Here is a 16,697-nt window from a genome sequence, read left to right as displayed (position 1 = left end):
TGTTGAAATAGTGAATCTTCAGTTTTTAGGCATAGTGAAAGAGACAGAATTACTGTTGCTCTCCTCAATCTTCATATATATTTCTTTTAGAACTTCAATTGCTCTTGCGCTAGATTCATATTTTCCTAGTGTTTTACTCCATTCGTTGAAGAAACCTCTGCCTATAACGCCTTCAATATACTTTCCGCTGACCGCAACCTCTTTTACATTCATCAAACTTTTCTCATTCTGTGTGATTATCCACAGCATAAAGACACTCTCCCCAAATATATAATGTTTAAGCTTCCTATATTCACTCAACATGAGTAATTGTCTAATACATCTTATTCTTTAATCTTATTTTCTAATTCCAAACTTTTTTTATGGTTTAAATCAATTACTAAATCACCAATACCCATTGCAATAAAACCATTAAGTAAAGCAAATAGAGGAATTAGCATATTCCCTCCGCTACTGAACTGCATCATTATCAGAACCACTATGCTAAAAAAGACAAATGCCATTCCTAATAAGTATAAAATACGACCGACAAACAAACCTATCCCTCCTTAAGTTATATTTCAATAGTTAGCCCGTTTGTAACATAAAAGCTAGGACAAAAATGAGACATACTACTTTTAGTTTTACCCTAGAAACAACTCCGTTTAATCTATTTTTAAGCAAATTTCCGCATTACTATAAAATTTGACGTTCTAATTTTTTTGAGATTCATGTTAATTAGTTTTGGTAGCAAGTCTCATATTCATCTTTCATTATCAAGCTTTTACAAGCCAAGCCATTTCCATGATAAATCTCTTTACCAATTTCTAATTCGATACTTCTATTTGAATTTGGATAACTAGGTTCTTCATTTTGAATGCACAGTGTATCTTCATCCACCCACTTCAAAGAAAAATCAGTTTTTGCATCACCATAATAAACAGTTTGATTCTTATCATTCTCATTATTGTTTGTGATTTCAACCCATACGTTAACACCACCTGCTGCACCACCATATGGTTCATAATAAGCATTAACTGTGAATTGTTCAGTGGCTGATGTTAAAGGTCCTGGTCCCTTTTGGATGGAACCACTATCAATTTTATTAAATGTAAAAAAGTACATTTCATATGTATAGATGGAAGATACTAGAACAACCCCAGAAAACGTTGCAATCAGTAATTTTTTAGGAAAAGGCTTCTTTTTAATGAAAGAAATAATTAGTTTAGCACACAGAATCAAAGATAATATAATGGTAATGACAAAAATTAATAAACCAAATAGCACGAAAATAATAATCTCCCCTTCTTAAGTTCGGTAACAATATTAAAGGATTTACTTTAGTTTAACACTAATTTCCAAATAATTTTATATAAAAAGGGGGATATATCCAAATTCATTCTTTATTCTTTACTCACTATAGTTTAGTTCTTGATTTGTATCTTCGTTAATACTATCAATTTGCATTATTTCATTTGTACCCTTTTTATATTGATAAAAGTAATCATAGTTCCCTTTAATGATCCATCTCCTAGCTTTTAGGCATAAAAAAATAAGCTGCAATTGCAACTTATTTTTTACTACTCTTCTCCCAAGACGTGAGAACTTTAAGCTGTCAGATTTAGACTTTTAGCGAACCACGGAAACCTCTTGCACCATAATAGGACTCTGCTCCATTGTGGTATACAAAGACATTGTCGTAGCGACGATCACAAAAGAGCGCTCCGCCAAGCTTTCTAATATTAGCAGGTGTTTGCACCCAACTCGACGTTTTCAAATCAAATTTTCCAAGTTTCTGTAAGTCTCGGGTTTGTTCTTCTGTCAAGATTTCGATGCCCATGGCACTTGCCATATCCATAGCATTATTTTCTGGTTTGAACTTTTTCCTCGACTCCAGAGCTTCACGATCGTAACAAACACTCCGACGACCTTTAGGACTTTCTGCTGAACAATCATAAAAAATGTATTCGTCCGTCATTTTATCTTGGCCAACAACGTCTGGTTCCCCTTCAGTTACTTCCATTTCATTGAGAGACCATAGTTTTTCAGGATTCGCTTCAAGTTTTGCTTGTACTTTATCCCAATCAATACCTTTATGTCGGTTCATGTTTTTCTCGAAACGGGTTCTCAATGTTGTGAGTAGTTCTTCCCGTTGGTCTAGAGTCAATTCATTATTTTCTTTTGTCATAGTAGTTTCTCCTTTTTTCTTCATTACGGTACGGTTTATCATTAGTGGAACGCTGTTCGCTATCGCAGCCTATCGTTAAAGAAAAAAATCATTCTATTGATCTTCTAGCTTGTTTGTCGATGTTTTTAATGTTTGTGCAGACTTATCGAGATAAACGTCTAAAAAGGTACCATCAGTAAATTTAAGAACGACCGCACTAGTAGTAACAGCAACATCTTCCACTGTCTTACCTTTCAGTTTTTCAGGTGTTACTTTAAAGTTATTAACTTCCATTTTTATACAGTCCTTTCATTTGAAAATAACTAAATACGATATATTCGAAAAGTGGATTAAATGCTTCAAATAAATATTAACATATCTTAACTATACGTGATTTTTTTTATTAATTTTCTTGTTGTTTTTTCTTATACATCTCTTTAAGTAAATTTGGTTCAGGATATCATTTAATAGTTTTGTTAGTTGATGTACACATTTATCGCTTGTAAAAGTACTTTCTTCGTCATCTGCCATTTCTAAATAAGCAGCGATCATCATTATAATGCTTTTAGCATCTGAGTCATCTAAAGTAATGATTTTTTCTCTTATTTTATCTAAATCCAACATTAAATTATCTCCCTATATTTGATTAAATGTAAGTCATTCACTATAAAAGGCTTCACTTTTAAAACTATTCTTTTTCATCTACTTATTTTTTTATTATCAAGAATCTTTAACCAGAAGTACAATAGACTAACAGAAACAATAGTCGACGTTACACCAGTAACAGCGCGCATTACAAAACTATCATTAGAAAAGCCAAATAAGATATATGTTAAGCAATATATCTATGATATAACTATAATTAAATTTATTAATATTTTCTTCATAAAATGTTTTCCTCTTCAAATTATGCTTTTTACACTAAAAATATCAAAATCTTCCTTAATACCAATATTACACTAGTATTGAGCAAATTTCTCACTAAATTCACCGTTTGTTTAAGTGACTTTCAACACAATTTGACTATATCTCGACTTCTATTTTAACATATATATCCAATCCTAATTAAATATAATATGAATATTAAGAAACTAAATGGTGTGTTATTCGTCTAATATATGAGGAGGTTATTATGAAAAAAGTTTTTTTAGGTTTGTTTTTAATAGGAATGTTAATAGGTTGTTCAGTAAAAACAGATATAATAAAAGTGGAGGATTGGGAAGTTAGTCCAACTATTCATATTCCAGTTACGTTTGGAGATGGAACAAAAGGAGAATATGTTTTGGTTGGTGAGGAAGAAAGAATTGGTTTTTTAGTTGGTTCTGGCAAAGAGGGAGAAGCAGAAGCAAATCCAATTATAGCGGGAAAAGGTAATAAATATATGTGGCATTTTTGGGGAGAAAAAGAAGAATTTGAAGGGAATTTAAAAGTTGTTGGTATTAACGAAAAAGGTGAGGAACACAAAGTTCTACTTAACAATATGCGAAGTGTTTGGGAATACCCGAATGTCGGAATCAGTCCAAATAATGGAGCTGATACGCACGTTCCATCGAGTATGGAATTTCTAACACCAGGATTATGGAAATTAGAAGTTTATATTGGCGATAAATTATTTGGTGAAATTATTGTAAATGTTGAAGAAAACTAATTTCTTATTGCTATTGCACTCCGCTTGTCACTTATCCATCGCTCCACACCACTAAGAATGAAAATGTAACTTATAAAAGGTGCCTGCTACCTAGTGCTTAAAGCATTGGAGGGCTGGCACCACAGACCAGCTTACTCTTTTCCAGATTATGATAATTTCTCTTGTACTATATCATTAAGTTTAGAAAATTTAACTATTCCACTAATCGTTAATAACACAACAATAGATATAGAACTAATGAAACTATATTCAAAGTTAATTAAGTCAAACCAAAACATACTTAGTGGTACCATTAATACAAGTATTAACAAATAAGGGAAAATAAGAATATAGTAAACACTTTTATTTTCTCTAAAACTAAAAAGAGACTCCCATTTAGTTACATTCATATTGAAAGTTTTCTTTATCATCCAAAACAGTTTTTAAAACACTCTGCTCCTATACATAACTGTTTTTGAGCTTAAATTAGAACCTTAATATCATGAAAAAAAACATACTCATTTACATTTTAGTTAAAGAGACATTTGAAAATGATGACAACTAATATCTAACCCACCTTTTAAATAAAATCTATGCGCATCGTGTCTTTGCACACCAGAATCAAGATGAAATTGTTCACAATCATTTTCCTTCGCTTGACTTATTAACCAACCCCAAAGCATTTTTGCATATCCTTCTCGACGGCTTTTTTCATTTGTAATCAAATCATCTACATAAAAAAACTTTCCCCAAGCTAAAGATTCTGAAATCCTATATCCAGCAGATGCTTTAACTTCACTATTTTCAATAACGGCAACTAAATTAAAACCATAATTATCTTGTAACCTTCTAATTTTTTCTAAAAATTTATCCTCTGTTAAATGAGGACGTAATTGTTTAAACGTGCTAAAAGTAGACACAATTTCAGAATCGGATTTCATTATTTTTATAATTGGTTGCATTTCTTATTTCTCCCATCTTGTTCACTTATCCTTAAACGAATCATGAGGTAGAATTGCGTGGACTCCTTTCTTTCCATTAACAATTTGAGTAATTCTCATATTTACTGTCAAACTAGCTAAAGTATAAGCTTCTTTACGACTAAAACCGTACAATTCTTCCATAAGATCTAGCATACCTTCAAGTGCAATGAAACAAGCTTGATCAAGGTCTTCGTGAAATCCAAATGTAACCCAACCAGCTGGGGTATTTGCACGTGGCATAGATAGATTCAAGTCATCAATAAGTGTAAAAGTTAAATCTACAACATCCATTGGGCATTCAATCGCTTGCGTGCTAACTTCACCATCACCTTGTAATGCATGTCCATCCCCAACTGAGAAATGTCCTCCTGAAACAGGAATTGGCAGATATAAAACGCTACCTTCAACTAGCTCTTTACAATCAATGTTCCCTCCACAAAATCTTGGAGGAATAGTTGAATGAATTCCTGGTTCATTTGGAGGCATACCCATAGTCCCCATAAATGGTGATAAAGAAACTCGATGATTGAATTGACTTGTTCCAATCATTTTTTTAGTATCCAAATCCCAATTTAAGTGATACGTATCTTGTTCTTCTAGACCTAGTCGCTTTTTGACTTGATTTGAACCCCCTGCAAAACTCCATCCCCAAGCAGCTGGAAGAATTTCATTAATTTTAATTTTTAGAACCATACCTGGCTTTGCACCAGTTATGACTATTGGTCCACAAAGGGCGTGACCACTATTTTGTTTTAAGTCTTCTGTTTCAAAAACTTTTCGGTCCCCTGCTATTTTAAAAGGTTCTAGTCCCCATAATGCATCAAGAGTAGAATACCGAACGGAATCACCAGACGCTATTGTCAATATTGGTTTGAAACTTTTCGAAAAAGAGCCGTGAAGTGTCTGTTTTTGAGGTTCTACATTATAGGTAGTCATGAATTAGCTCCTTGTACAAAGTCATTTTATCTTTTGTATAATTTTAACATATATTTTGTGATGTTTTATATTTTGATTAGAGTGACAATTATATAACTAGAAAAAGGTTCTCCAGCTTCCTTTATTTCGTAATACGAAGGAAGCAAGAGAACCGTCCCTGCGCTTCCTACTCGACTTTTTCTTTAATCATGCTTACACCAATTAAGCCAATTAGAGAGAAGACAACTGGAGTGATAAACCCGTAGTAGTATCCATCAATAATACTGCCTGATGCGTACTGGAGATCTAGTACATATCCAAAAATACTTGGTAGCAATACAGCACTTAGAAATCCACCTGTGTTGGCAAAGCCAGAAACGATCCCTGCTTCAATACTAGGAAACAATTGACGAACAAGAGCAAACGTTAAGGCACTTGCTCCAAATCCGTAGCCAATGATAAAAAAAAGCATAATTATCATAAAAAATGGTGGTTTTCCGTTAAATAATAGAAAAGATGACCAACTCATGAAAACGATGATATGTACAATCCTATATGGTGATTTTATTGTTTGTAATTGACTTGATATCCAACTAGTTAATGGCGCTCCAATAAGTGCACCAATAAGCCCAATCATAATCAGCTGACTGGCGCCTGAACGTGTCATTTCATATACATTCATCCCATAAGGCACCGCCCACGAGCTAATAAACCCCAAATACCCGCCGACAACTCCGAAATGACAAAAAAATAAAGCCCAAGCTTGCGGATTAGAACATATCCTTCGAAGCAACCTGCCAGTTTTCTCCCGTTTACGCTCGTTCTTTTCAATAACCTTATCTTCAGGAAAAAACTGCTTCGTTTTTTTTATGAGTAAATAATAAAGAATCAAGCTACAAACACATAATAGTGCCCCGGCAGAAAAGAAGGCTCCCCTCCAACCAAGTATGTCAATCCAAAACGAAAAAGGAACGGTTGCCATAAGGAAACCAAGACTGCCTGTCATTCCGGCAACACCAATTAATCGAACAAACTCCTGTTTCGTAAACCATTGACCTAAAATTAGCACCATACTCACCCAAATCGTCGCATCACCCAGTCCCGTCAGTATTCTTGCAAAAAACAAGACAAATGCATGCTCACCGAGACTGTAAATCATTGTCCCCACGCCGGTAAATAACGCACCTGTGATCAGAAAAAAATTAGGACCATAACGATCGACCAGGATCCCCATTGGAATTTGCAGCCCTGTATACACAAAAAATTGTATACTTGCTAGTAATCCAATCGTCGCTGCAGTTACATGAAAATCTCTCATTAATTGTTCTGTAATTAATCCTGGGGCCGTTCTTTGGCTCGCCATAACTAAATAAGTAAACAGTACAAAAACAAAAATCACCCATCTAAATCGACTATTGTCTTTGTCCAATGAGATCTCCTCCCCTGGTAGCTTTTAATCCAAGTATATGGATTGACAATGAGATGATGACCAAAGGTGACCAAGGGGACGGTTCTTTCGGTTGACCCCAGTTACACCAGAGCAATCTTCCCTATATCCAATGATTAGATTAGCTACGAAAACCTCCACCGGCGACTTCTAACTTAAAATTTCTGCTACTAATTTTGATTTTTTTGACAAATAAATGATGTCATTTATTAAAGAAATAGCCCCTATTTCTCATAAATCATACAAACTTAGGGCAAGTTATGATCGTTAACTTAATTTTTTTTTTGAGGAGGAACAGAAAGGAGATGAAAGGGAAATTGAAATTAACTTCTGCTGAAATAAGCCATTTGTGGGCTACTTATATGAATGATAGTGGTGCCATTTGTCACTTAGAACACGAATTACATCATACTGAGGATAAAGAAATCAAACCTTTGATTCTGCATGTTTTAAATATATCAAAAACACATATCAAAAAAATAAGAGAAATACTAAATAAAGAAAATTATCCTGTTCCAAAAGGCTTCAACTTAAATGAAGATGTAGATATTCGTGCTCCACGGTTATTTTCTGATACCTATTGTTTAATTGCTGCAAATGCTCTAGGTAAAACAGGTCTTAATGCATATAGTGTGGCATTACCCTTTGCGATAAGAGATGATATTTATCAATTTTTTAGTAACTGTTTGCGTGAATCAGATGAGATTATAAGACAAACCAATAAAGTCATGTTATCAAAGGGTTTATATATTAAGCCACCCTATCTTCCAACACCTGAAAATGTCGATTTTGTTAAAAAGAAAAGCTTTCTTTCCGGGTATTTCGGCGAAAAAAGACCATTATTGGGTACTGAAATTACAAACTTATATGGAAACTTCCAAAGGAATGCACTAGGTTTAGCGACTATGATCGGGTATAGTCAAGTGGCAAATAAAAGTGAAGTGACTGACTATATTTTAAGGGGAAAAGAAATTGCACAAAAGCATTGTGATATATTTGGGGCTTATTTAAATGAACATGACCTTCCAAGTCCTACGACATGGGATACAGAAGTGACAGAGTCAACGACACATACATTTTCTGACAAAAATTTATTATTTTTCGTTACAGGCTTAATCGCTCTTAGTATCGGGTATTACGGTGCAAGTATATCAGCGAGTCCTAGAAGAGACATTGGAGTAATGTACAGTAGGCTGATAGGAGAAATCTCTAGATTTGCCGATGACGGTGCAAAAATGATGATTGCGAATGGCTGGTTAGAAGAACCACCGAGGGCACTTGACCGTGATGAATTAGCAAAGAAGAATTACGAATCTTAACATTCACTGGAGGTTATAAAATGGACATTCAATCTACTAATAAGGAACCGCTCCTGAAATTGCAAATATTTGGTCACAGTATCAGAATGATTTAATGGCGATTTGTATTTACAGTTACATGCTACCATCCAAAATCAGATGATGCTGAAATTAGTAATTCAACAATTCCACCGTTTTCAGATCGACTATTGATGTACCATAAATCACTTTTTAGCTCAACTTCTATCAGCTTTTATGGTGTTGCTATTGGTACCTCTCTACGGGCAGACTTGACCATGCACTTCTCTCGGCTATCAGCAGAACTAGGAGTATATATGTCAGATGGGATGGATATTATGATTAAGAATAAATGGATGGAACAAGCTCCAATGACTGAGGACAGAAAAAAACTAGTCAAAAAAATGATTGAAAAACAAAACTAAAGCAATAGAGTTAGCAACTGTCTTTTTAGCTATTTTAATTCTCATTAAATTTTTAAAGACAGTTACTAATAATGCAAGAGAAAGGTACCACAAACTCATATTTACTAAGCGAAACTCATTTTAATCAATTCCATAATCGATAGCCGTTATCTTCCTACATATCTTACCGTGTCCATCTGCAAAAATCTCTGATCAGCTTGGACAATTCCTCACTTGGCTTTGATTCAATATCATCCCAAGACTGGTATTTTTCCGACTTCGCAAAGCTGTGATTTACCCCTGATGCTGTCACTATTATATAAGGAACATTGACGCCTGCTAGTAATTCGTGGGCCAACGGTTCATTTTTTTCCAACGGCACAAGATTATCGTTCTCAGCAAACGCAAAGTAAGTCGGCACCTTAATGTTAGGGATGGTTTCTCTCGCATCGTAATCAAGAATGTAACTCAAATAACCTATTTTCCACACTTTGGAAGTCATTTGATAAGAAGTAAGGCAACTTCTATACAGAGGAAGAACCCAGTTCACTAAACGAGGATAGCGTTTCATAATTAAGTCCGTTTCCATGTTATCCGCGATTTGTTCTTTTACGCTATAAGCAGGGCCCGCGATGCTAAGGGCAGATTTAATGAGATCATGATGACGGGAAGCAAGCAGCTGAACCACCCATCCCCCCTGGCTGTGACCTGCCACACTAATTTGATTGTCCAAGATGTCAGGACGTTGTCTCATGGACCTCAACACATCAGTTATGTCTTCCGCTCTGTTGTAAAAGCTCTGTTTTCTCCAATTCCCTTCCGACTGACCGGCCCCGCGCTTATCAATTAACAGCAACGCGTATCCTTCTTCGAGACAAATATCTGTAAGTGTTCGGCAAAAATAGAAGTGTTTCTTTTGCCAGTCAAGCTCGTATGTTAACCCGCCAGATCCCGTCACGAAAACAATCAGCGGATACGAAGTACGTCCAGTCGGCTTAAATAAATGGCCACTCAAAGTCACACCATCTGTCACCTTTAGTTTTACTGCTTCAGCCTGCTCCAATGCCGCCATTGACTTATCCCCCTAGTAATTTAAACGCCACCAAATGACAAATTGAACTCCGAGCATAGTGACGATCCCCTATAGTGACTTAGGTCAACCTGTAATTATATTTAACACTAGTTACCAATTTTTTTAATAGCTTATAAACTTCTACCTCTTAATTTATAACAATCCCCTTATGCCACATGCTCAATGACATAAGGAACAGTTTACAATACACGTGACTTAACGAACGTCATCAAGTGCGTCAATAAATGCCTCAATGATACCACGATTACTTAAATACTCATTCAAATCATTCATCTCACCTTCAAAATAGAGATCTAATGCGCGGTTCATTTCATCACGCAATGTCCTCTCCAATCTTTTAAGAATGGGTTGCCAGTCTTTCACCCCATGGCCCAGCTCTTTATTAGGTGTAATAATTGATATTAAACTTTCAGGGAGGTAAGTAGGTTCTATTCCCAATAAATTACTCTTTCTTCTCATTCTTTTTCCATTTCACATAATCATAAGCGATGTCCAGTAAGATTAGGAGGAAGAAAATGATTCCGATGATTATGTATTCCTTTGAGGTTAAATCCCCTACCCAATATATATATAGAAATAAAAGGGATAAAATTGGAACCCCCCACAAGGAACGTATCAACCTTCTTCTGTAAGTTAATTTATGATAGTTTAATACAAAACCACTATCCTTTTTCTCTACATCCTTATATAATACCGACATTATTGTATTAACAATCAAAACGGCTATCAACGGTCCAATAAAATACAGTAAAACATTCATTATTTACACCCCATAGAAAAAAAACAGACTAGTTGGTCCAATTCAACTAACTCTCTGTACACCTCTTCACAAAATTATTAGTTATTTTTTGAGATCAAACGAACTAATAACCAAATACCTCCAATAAACAATTACAGCAAGAATAATCAAAAGTAACATTAACCCTGGGATACCTACATTACTTAACAGAATAAATCAATCCTTTTAATTTTGCCAAACTTTACCTCTTCAAGAAGAAAAAGCGATTCTTAGAATGACCCGCCTGTGTTGGTAGTTAATTAGATTGTTTAGTTATTTATATTTTTTTGAATATAAAAACTCAGTGATAGGTTGTACTATTAACATGAGACCAACGACAAGAAGTAATGGTATATTGTCCATGTTATTGGCATTAAAGCCACCCTCACTAATTAGCAGGATTAATACTGCTAATATCAATAACACGACATAGCTAATTCTTCCACTTTTGGTTTTTATATGGTCGGTCATTTCGTCATTCTTATTCCCAGCTTCAGGATCATGAAGATTAAGTGCTTGAAAGAACATGGCTAAAGTAGTAAATAAAATTACAATAGGTGCTATATAAAAAGTTTCTAACTGAATCCAAGAGTATAAAGATAATCCAATAGCCACTATTAATAATATAAACGAAATTAGAATGAAGATTTTTTTAGTTTTACTCAATTCTCTTCCCCCCTTTTTCATTCGGCTGAATAAATAATTCTTCCATAGCGACTCCCAATTGTCTTGATATATTAAAAGCAAGTTGCAAACTGGGGTCATACTTATTGTTTTCAATAGCATTGATTGTTTGTCTACTTACTTCACATAACTCTGCTAACTTCCCTTGGGAAATTCTTTTCCCTTCTCTAAAACTCTTGATCCGATTTTGCATTCAATTCACCACCAAGAAATGGATGTAAAAATATTTTTACACCTATATTCTAGAATAAGGCAGAAAAGATGTCAAACATATTTTACACCTTATTTTAAATTATTTCTTACCAATTCTCATCGTTAGCTATCGCGGCACCCTTTAGTTCAATAGCTTAATCTCCCACGTAGCTAAACCAGGAGGATATCTAAGTAATACTAGTGGTCTAAAATCAGCTTTAATTTTAGCTCCTATTACCAACTCTTTATAATCTATTTCATCACCATTTACGTTTATTATTGTGGTATTTTCCAAACTTAATGATGCTTGTTTGTAGATTGGATTTAATAGTTTATTGCTTTCAATCTAAACAAACGTATCTGAATCCTTCTCAATGATTGTAAATTTTTCATACCTTTTTCCCCCACTAATTCATTTGAGCATTGATGATAATAAGAGGATATATACTGCCCCAAGGAGGCTGCATTTTCTCATTCCATCCATTTCTCTCTCCATTCGACTCGTTCTTTTTCTTCGATTTGTTTCTCGAGCTTATCATCCCAGCGTTCGAGCCACGTATTCCAGACGCGAGCGTAAAAAATATCCTGCTCTTTATTGTACAATTGAAATTCCAGACATGGAGCGTACTGAACCGTCCGCTCCTCAAAGTGATGAACATCCGACACGATCGTTTGAAAGCCATTTTCATCCAATCGATTCTCTTGCTCTGAAAGAACTTGCAAGATTCGCTGATCATCAACACGTTTTTCCGTGTCCACATACCGATAGAACGGGCATTTTTTTTCAAAATCGTTCTTCGTCTCCGGCAAGAATGCATCATGCGTCGCACTGTAAAAAAGCTCACTATTCTCTGCATCCACCTCTTCTTCCATAATCCCAGATTCTAACTGCTCTCGCCCTTTTTTAGTAAGCTTGAAAATAGATTTCTCGACACGAACCTGTCCCCACCGCTGCATTTTTTCCATTAAATCGGAAATGAAAAGCTCATCGACTAACAACATTTCTGTTAAATTAGCCGCACGCCTGATATCTGTCTGCTGAAATGCAATCATCATCATTTTCATCAAGATATCCATCTTAGACCGCTTAACACGTGTAAACGATGTGTCAAAAACCGTAATGGGCACACTCCACCAAGCCGTTTCTTTGATTTCTACTACCGGATTCTCAAGCAACCTAGCACGTAAACGATTGATGACTTTATCCATGCTGCACCACCCCTTCAACCGTTCGTAGTCCATCTTGTTTTTTAACCACTTCTAACACGTGCGCATACATTTGTCTTGTATCTTCTCGTTTCGCCTTTTCGGTAAACATCTGTGTACTGCCGACTAAAACGAGCATTTCTTTCGCTCTTGATAAGGCAACATTTAATCGACGATAGTCATTGGCAAAGCCGATATCCGCCTGTTTATTATCGTGGTTTCGCACCATACTTAACAGAATCACATCCATTTCCATGCCTTGAAAACGATCGACGGTTCCAGTGCGAATCGTCAAGTGATCTAAACGTAGTTCTTGCTGGATCAGACGATCGATTTTTTTGACTTGTTCCCCGTAAAAACTAATGACGCCAATGCTTTTTTGCTCATCCGCTTTCATTCTTCCCACTCGCTTCGCTTCTGCCGTTGCCTCATCCAATTCCTTCAGAAAACCTTCTATCCTTCTCAATTCTGCGGGATTATATAGACTTTTCCCACCTTTCATTCGCTCTTCAAAAAATCTAGTCTCATTCGGAATATCAAGCCATAAAAGATGATTTGTGCGCTGAACAAGCGGCGATTCAAGCAAATGATCACGCTCGGAATCTGAGTCTGTCAACCCACACCGAAGCTGCTCGTTCTCTTGATCATAAAACGGTGCAATAGCTTTCATAATGTTTTCATGCATCCGATATTGAATCGCAAGCATCGTTTTGTTCGTTTTCGGTAACGTTTTAAACAATCTCTCAAATAACGATTCATTCAATAACTTTTTTAATTCTACTTTCCCTTCAAAATCGTCGGTATCATCCGTCATTTCTTGCAACGTCTCTTCTAGCGTATCGTTTCCTAATAAAGGTGGAAGCTGATGATGGTCCCCAACTAAGATAATTTTTTTCCCTTTTAGCATCGGCAAAAGCAGCTCTGGTGGTGTTGCTTTCGATACTTCATCGATAATCACGACATCAAATTCGGGATAGCTATCGATAAAATCTTTTCTTGCTGATGCCACACATGTCGTTCCAATGACGTTGGCATGTTTCACATAGAGCTTGCGGATTTCCTCTAGATCGTGTTCATTTGCCTCTTCTAACAAGGAGATCCATTGCCCTTGAATCGATTGAAAAACCGGCAGTCTCTCTTTCTCCTTCTTTAAAGAATCCCACTTAAATGAAAGACTCACCCATTGTTTTAATCTTTCCTCGTGCTCTTTCTCTGGTTCGGTCTGCAATATGTCGTTTAAAGGAATCTGTTCTTGTTCCTTTTCCTTAATCAAACTATTTAGGTGTGCAAGCTGTCCCTCTATTTCTACAAGTTTTTCTTTCTCTTCCTCAAGCCCTCTCCTCTGTTTTTCTTGCTTGTGACACTTTGTTTCAAACTGATCTTTCACTTGCTCATATTGCTCGATTTTTTTCTTAAGATCCGTCATTTTTGCTTCTTTCTCTGGGAGTAGTTCTTTAGCATTTGGGATCTGTTCTGCCGTCTCCATCATTTGCTCATGACGCTCTTGAATAGATTGCAGTTCAGTGTTATGTGCATCCATCGCTTTTTGCCTTTTTTCATAAGATCTCTTGTTTACAGTTTGCTTAGATTTGAGTTGGCCGAGCATTTTCTGCTTCAACTGTGCAAAGACTTCTTGTGCCATTTGTTTCATCTTATCAAATGGCGTTAACCGTTCAGCTTTTTGCCGCACAAAGTGCCTTCTGCGATATAACCCTTCCAAATCTGTCACGAGCACCTGCTTAGAGATGGAATCACCCTTCAGCTTCGTTCTTAATTCTTCTAAAAACTGATCGATCTCACCTGCCGTATATACGGACAATCGCTGAGTCGATCGTTGCTGAATCTGCTCGATCGAGATTTGCTGCTCGTTTAATCGTTTTTCAATATAGGAAATTGCTCGATTTAGTGTGTCATTGTATTCCTTTAATTTTTGGAATTGGTTCATTTCTTTGCGAATGTCTTTCATCTCTTCAAATAACTCCTGCGTATCTACCGTGCGTTCGAGTTTCTGTTCAAGGACCATCCATCTTATTGTATCGACTTGTCTAGCGTCCTTTACTTTTACAATCAATTCATCCGTTTCTTGAATAGCCATCTTTATTGTTTCACATTCAGTAGTAGCTAGATCAACCGTTTGTTTCCGTTCCTTGATTTTGTCTTCCAGCTCTTGAACGGCGATGCTTTTTAGCAATTGCTGAATCCTATGTTGATTTTCATCAATTTGCTTTTTTATCATGTCCGGTTCGGCTTGATTGGTAAGAAAGATGTCATCTTTTTCAATCGACTTCGTCAACTTACGAAGAGATTCTTCGATCTCCTCCACATTGCTTTGAACCTTTTTTTTCTCTTGAGAAGTCGCATCGACTGTCTTTTTTTGCTCTGTAATAAAGGACTCGATTTCGTTACATTGCTCTTTCGCTTTCTTTTTCGCTTCGACCTCCGCTTCCAATCTTGTAAGCAAGGGCTTTAGCTTCTCTTTTTCTTTTTCATTCTCCACCCGCTCTGTTTCTATTTCTATTTCCCGTTTTTTCCCTGTGTCGAATTGAGTAGAGACTTCTTTTAACGTATGTTCCTTCCAATACTGACCTACATTTTCTTCAATATACTTTTTGCCCTCTTCTTCAATACTTTCCGTACGACCTACTCTAAGAATACGAATATCTTTATTTTCCAACAAACGCCCGAGCGCATTGTCAACCGCTAGATTTGACTGTGATGCGACGAGTGTTCGTAACCCCGCTCTCGCATTTTGCAGGCAAATTTCAGATATGACCGTTGTTTTCCCCGTTCCAGGTGGTCCTTGAATGACGTATAAGTCTTCCGCAGCAACCGCGCCTTCAACAGCACCCTGCTGAAATTCATTCAATCGACTATGAAACTTCAGCGGTGCGATTTTTTTCGGCGGTTGAACGGGGGGATTGTTTTCAAATAACAGTTGTTCTAGCTCTGGATTGGTCGCTAGGCCATTTTCTAAATGTTTAAAGCCTTGCCGTAGGCGCTTCACTTGGCTTAAAGCGGCAAAGTTACTGAAGATTATTTCTTTATGATGGAGGTCTAGCCGTTCCTCTCTTGCTCGTTTCTCCATACTTTTATTTAGTTCTACTTCTACCTTACGAGCAGAGCGATTTGCTTTCAAAACCTTTCCGATGTCCTTGTCCATCCCCTTATATTTGACGCTCAAATTCTTCAGTGATTTCCATTCCTTATCAGCTAACTCGCAACCAGAAATCGTTACACGGCTGAAATCACCGTTGAATGTAAGTCCTGTAAATCGTGTCACCATGTCCGGAATATCGGCGGATCGTTCTTGAATTTTCAAATAACCTTCCCAACTCGTAATTCGTTTCTTCACATACATCGTACTATCCTGCGCTACCTGCATATCATCAAGTAAATTCAGCAAGTCAAGCGGGACCGAACTCCCTCGCTGTTCACTCAAATCAAATGTAAGATCGACAGCTTGACGCCAGTTTGTTCGCACCGGTGAACGCGCAGATTTCGTCGTCACATTTATCACTATGAAACTGTCCTTTTCCACGACACAATGAAGAATGACGACAAGACGATCATACGTATCGGCCAAATTCTTATTTTCGTCATTATCAAAAAACAATGCGACAGAAAGCGCACGATCCGCTGTCTGTGGATATTTTTCTATGTAAATTCGAAATGATTTTTCCAACGAAAAAAAAGACCGCTCTATCCCAAGCACTCGCATTTTCTCCTTGGCCTTATTTGTTAATCTCACTGGGCAGCGATATGCCTTAATATGTTTGTTTATCATGTTTCACCTGCTTCCAATAGGGACACCGGAAGCTCCCTTGTCCCTCACTAATTACAATTCTCGTTTTTTATCCGAAACTAGATTATAGCATATCTTAGTTGATAGATTTCAATATAATAATG

At 36.4% G+C, this 16,697-nt stretch carries 19 protein-coding genes; 3 read left to right on the top strand and 16 right to left on the bottom strand.

Going from position 1 to position 16,697, the window contains the following annotated elements; all coding sequences use genetic code 11:
* Positions 1 to 18 precede the first annotated feature (18 nt).
* The 6 genes from ACM26V_RS03400 to ACM26V_RS03375 form a co-directional block, all read right to left on the bottom strand.
* Complete coding sequence (locus ACM26V_RS03400; protein ID WP_416150059.1) at positions 19 to 249, bottom strand: hypothetical protein; 231 nt, start codon at positions 247 to 249, stop codon at positions 19 to 21.
* Between the two features lie 74 nt (positions 250 to 323).
* Positions 324 to 536, bottom strand: a complete 213-nt coding sequence (locus ACM26V_RS03395; protein WP_416150058.1) for a hypothetical protein — start codon at positions 534 to 536, stop codon at positions 324 to 326.
* 181 nt (positions 537 to 717) lie between these two features.
* Positions 718 to 1,266: a DUF5412 family protein gene (locus ACM26V_RS03390; protein WP_416150057.1), complete on the bottom strand. Its 549-nt coding sequence runs from the start codon at positions 1,264 to 1,266 to the stop codon at positions 718 to 720.
* Positions 1,267 to 1,600: 334 nt separating this feature from the next.
* Positions 1,601 to 2,167, bottom strand: coding sequence for a DUF4256 domain-containing protein (locus ACM26V_RS03385; protein WP_416150056.1), 567 nt, complete (start codon positions 2,165 to 2,167; stop codon positions 1,601 to 1,603).
* Between the two features lie 93 nt (positions 2,168 to 2,260).
* Entirely contained in the window at positions 2,261 to 2,440 is a 180-nt protein-coding gene (locus ACM26V_RS03380) for a hypothetical protein (protein ID WP_416150055.1), read from the bottom strand.
* 90 nt (positions 2,441 to 2,530) lie between these two features.
* Positions 2,531 to 2,770 (bottom strand): hypothetical protein, encoded by a 240-nt coding sequence (locus tag ACM26V_RS03375; RefSeq protein ID WP_416150054.1) that lies wholly within the window; start codon positions 2,768 to 2,770, stop codon positions 2,531 to 2,533.
* 508 nt (positions 2,771 to 3,278) lie between these two features.
* On the opposite strand from ACM26V_RS03375, the gene ACM26V_RS03370 reads away from it, so the two are divergent.
* Positions 3,279 to 3,794 carry a hypothetical protein gene (locus tag ACM26V_RS03370; protein WP_416150053.1) on the top strand — a complete coding sequence of 172 codons (516 nt, stop codon included), beginning with the start codon at positions 3,279 to 3,281 and terminating at the stop codon, positions 3,792 to 3,794.
* A gap of 512 nt (positions 3,795 to 4,306) precedes the next feature.
* On the opposite strand, the gene ACM26V_RS03365 is transcribed toward ACM26V_RS03370, so the two are convergent.
* The 3 genes from ACM26V_RS03365 to ACM26V_RS03355 all read right to left on the bottom strand — a co-directional run bounded on the left by ACM26V_RS03365 (position 4,307) and on the right by ACM26V_RS03355 (position 7,100).
* Positions 4,307 to 4,735: a GNAT family N-acetyltransferase gene (locus ACM26V_RS03365; RefSeq protein ID WP_416150052.1), complete on the bottom strand. Its 429-nt coding sequence runs from the start codon at positions 4,733 to 4,735 to the stop codon at positions 4,307 to 4,309.
* Positions 4,736 to 4,756: 21 nt separating this feature from the next.
* Positions 4,757 to 5,692, bottom strand: coding sequence for an acetamidase/formamidase family protein (locus tag ACM26V_RS03360; RefSeq protein ID WP_416150051.1), 936 nt, complete (start codon positions 5,690 to 5,692; stop codon positions 4,757 to 4,759).
* A 166-nt stretch (positions 5,693 to 5,858) separates the two neighbouring features.
* Entirely contained in the window at positions 5,859 to 7,100 is a 1,242-nt protein-coding gene (locus ACM26V_RS03355; protein WP_416150050.1) for an MFS transporter, read from the bottom strand.
* A 323-nt stretch (positions 7,101 to 7,423) separates the two neighbouring features.
* Here ACM26V_RS03355 and ACM26V_RS03350 point away from each other — a divergent pair, with 323 nt between their 5' ends.
* Together ACM26V_RS03350 and ACM26V_RS03345 are read left to right on the top strand one after the other, a co-directional pair.
* Positions 7,424 to 8,437 carry a DUF3231 family protein gene (locus ACM26V_RS03350; protein WP_416150049.1) on the top strand — a complete coding sequence of 338 codons (1,014 nt, stop codon included), beginning with the start codon at positions 7,424 to 7,426 and terminating at the stop codon, positions 8,435 to 8,437.
* Positions 8,438 to 8,628: 191 nt separating this feature from the next.
* Positions 8,629 to 8,859: a DUF3231 family protein gene (locus ACM26V_RS03345; RefSeq protein WP_416150048.1), complete on the top strand. Its 231-nt coding sequence runs from the start codon at positions 8,629 to 8,631 to the stop codon at positions 8,857 to 8,859.
* A 163-nt stretch (positions 8,860 to 9,022) separates the two neighbouring features.
* Here the strand turns inward: ACM26V_RS03345 and ACM26V_RS03340 are convergent, their stop codons facing one another.
* From ACM26V_RS03340 to ACM26V_RS03310, 7 genes are all read right to left on the bottom strand, one after another.
* A complete protein-coding gene (locus ACM26V_RS03340; protein ID WP_416150047.1) occupies positions 9,023 to 9,910 on the bottom strand; it encodes an alpha/beta hydrolase family protein in 888 nt (295 codons plus the stop codon).
* Between the two features lie 216 nt (positions 9,911 to 10,126).
* Positions 10,127 to 10,264: a hypothetical protein gene (locus ACM26V_RS03335; protein WP_416150046.1), complete on the bottom strand. Its 138-nt coding sequence runs from the start codon at positions 10,262 to 10,264 to the stop codon at positions 10,127 to 10,129.
* A 109-nt stretch (positions 10,265 to 10,373) separates the two neighbouring features.
* The gene (locus ACM26V_RS03330) at positions 10,374 to 10,691 is read right to left on the bottom strand and encodes a hypothetical protein (RefSeq protein WP_416150045.1); all 318 of its coding nucleotides are present in this window, start codon (positions 10,689 to 10,691) and stop codon (positions 10,374 to 10,376) included.
* 291 nt (positions 10,692 to 10,982) lie between these two features.
* Positions 10,983 to 11,375 (bottom strand): hypothetical protein, encoded by a 393-nt coding sequence (locus ACM26V_RS03325; RefSeq protein WP_416150044.1) that lies wholly within the window; start codon positions 11,373 to 11,375, stop codon positions 10,983 to 10,985.
* Complete coding sequence (locus ACM26V_RS03320) at positions 11,368 to 11,586, bottom strand: helix-turn-helix transcriptional regulator (RefSeq protein WP_416150043.1); 219 nt, start codon at positions 11,584 to 11,586, stop codon at positions 11,368 to 11,370. Before ACM26V_RS03320 ends, ACM26V_RS03325 begins: the two co-directional genes overlap by 8 nt.
* Positions 11,587 to 12,056: 470 nt before the next feature.
* On the bottom strand, positions 12,057 to 12,794 hold the full coding sequence (locus tag ACM26V_RS03315; protein WP_416150042.1) for a hypothetical protein: 738 nt from the start codon (positions 12,792 to 12,794) through the stop codon (positions 12,057 to 12,059).
* Complete coding sequence (locus tag ACM26V_RS03310; RefSeq protein WP_416150041.1) at positions 12,787 to 16,575, bottom strand: AAA domain-containing protein; 3,789 nt, start codon at positions 16,573 to 16,575, stop codon at positions 12,787 to 12,789. The genes ACM26V_RS03315 and ACM26V_RS03310 overlap by 8 nt, the downstream gene beginning before the upstream one ends.
* Positions 16,576 to 16,697 lie beyond the last annotated feature (122 nt).

The sequence above is a fragment of the Salipaludibacillus sp. HK11 genome (assembly GCF_047795645.1).
Taxonomy (GTDB): domain Bacteria; phylum Bacillota; class Bacilli; order Bacillales; family Salisediminibacteriaceae; genus Salipaludibacillus.
This window is presented reverse-complemented; position numbering and strand designations above follow the sequence as displayed.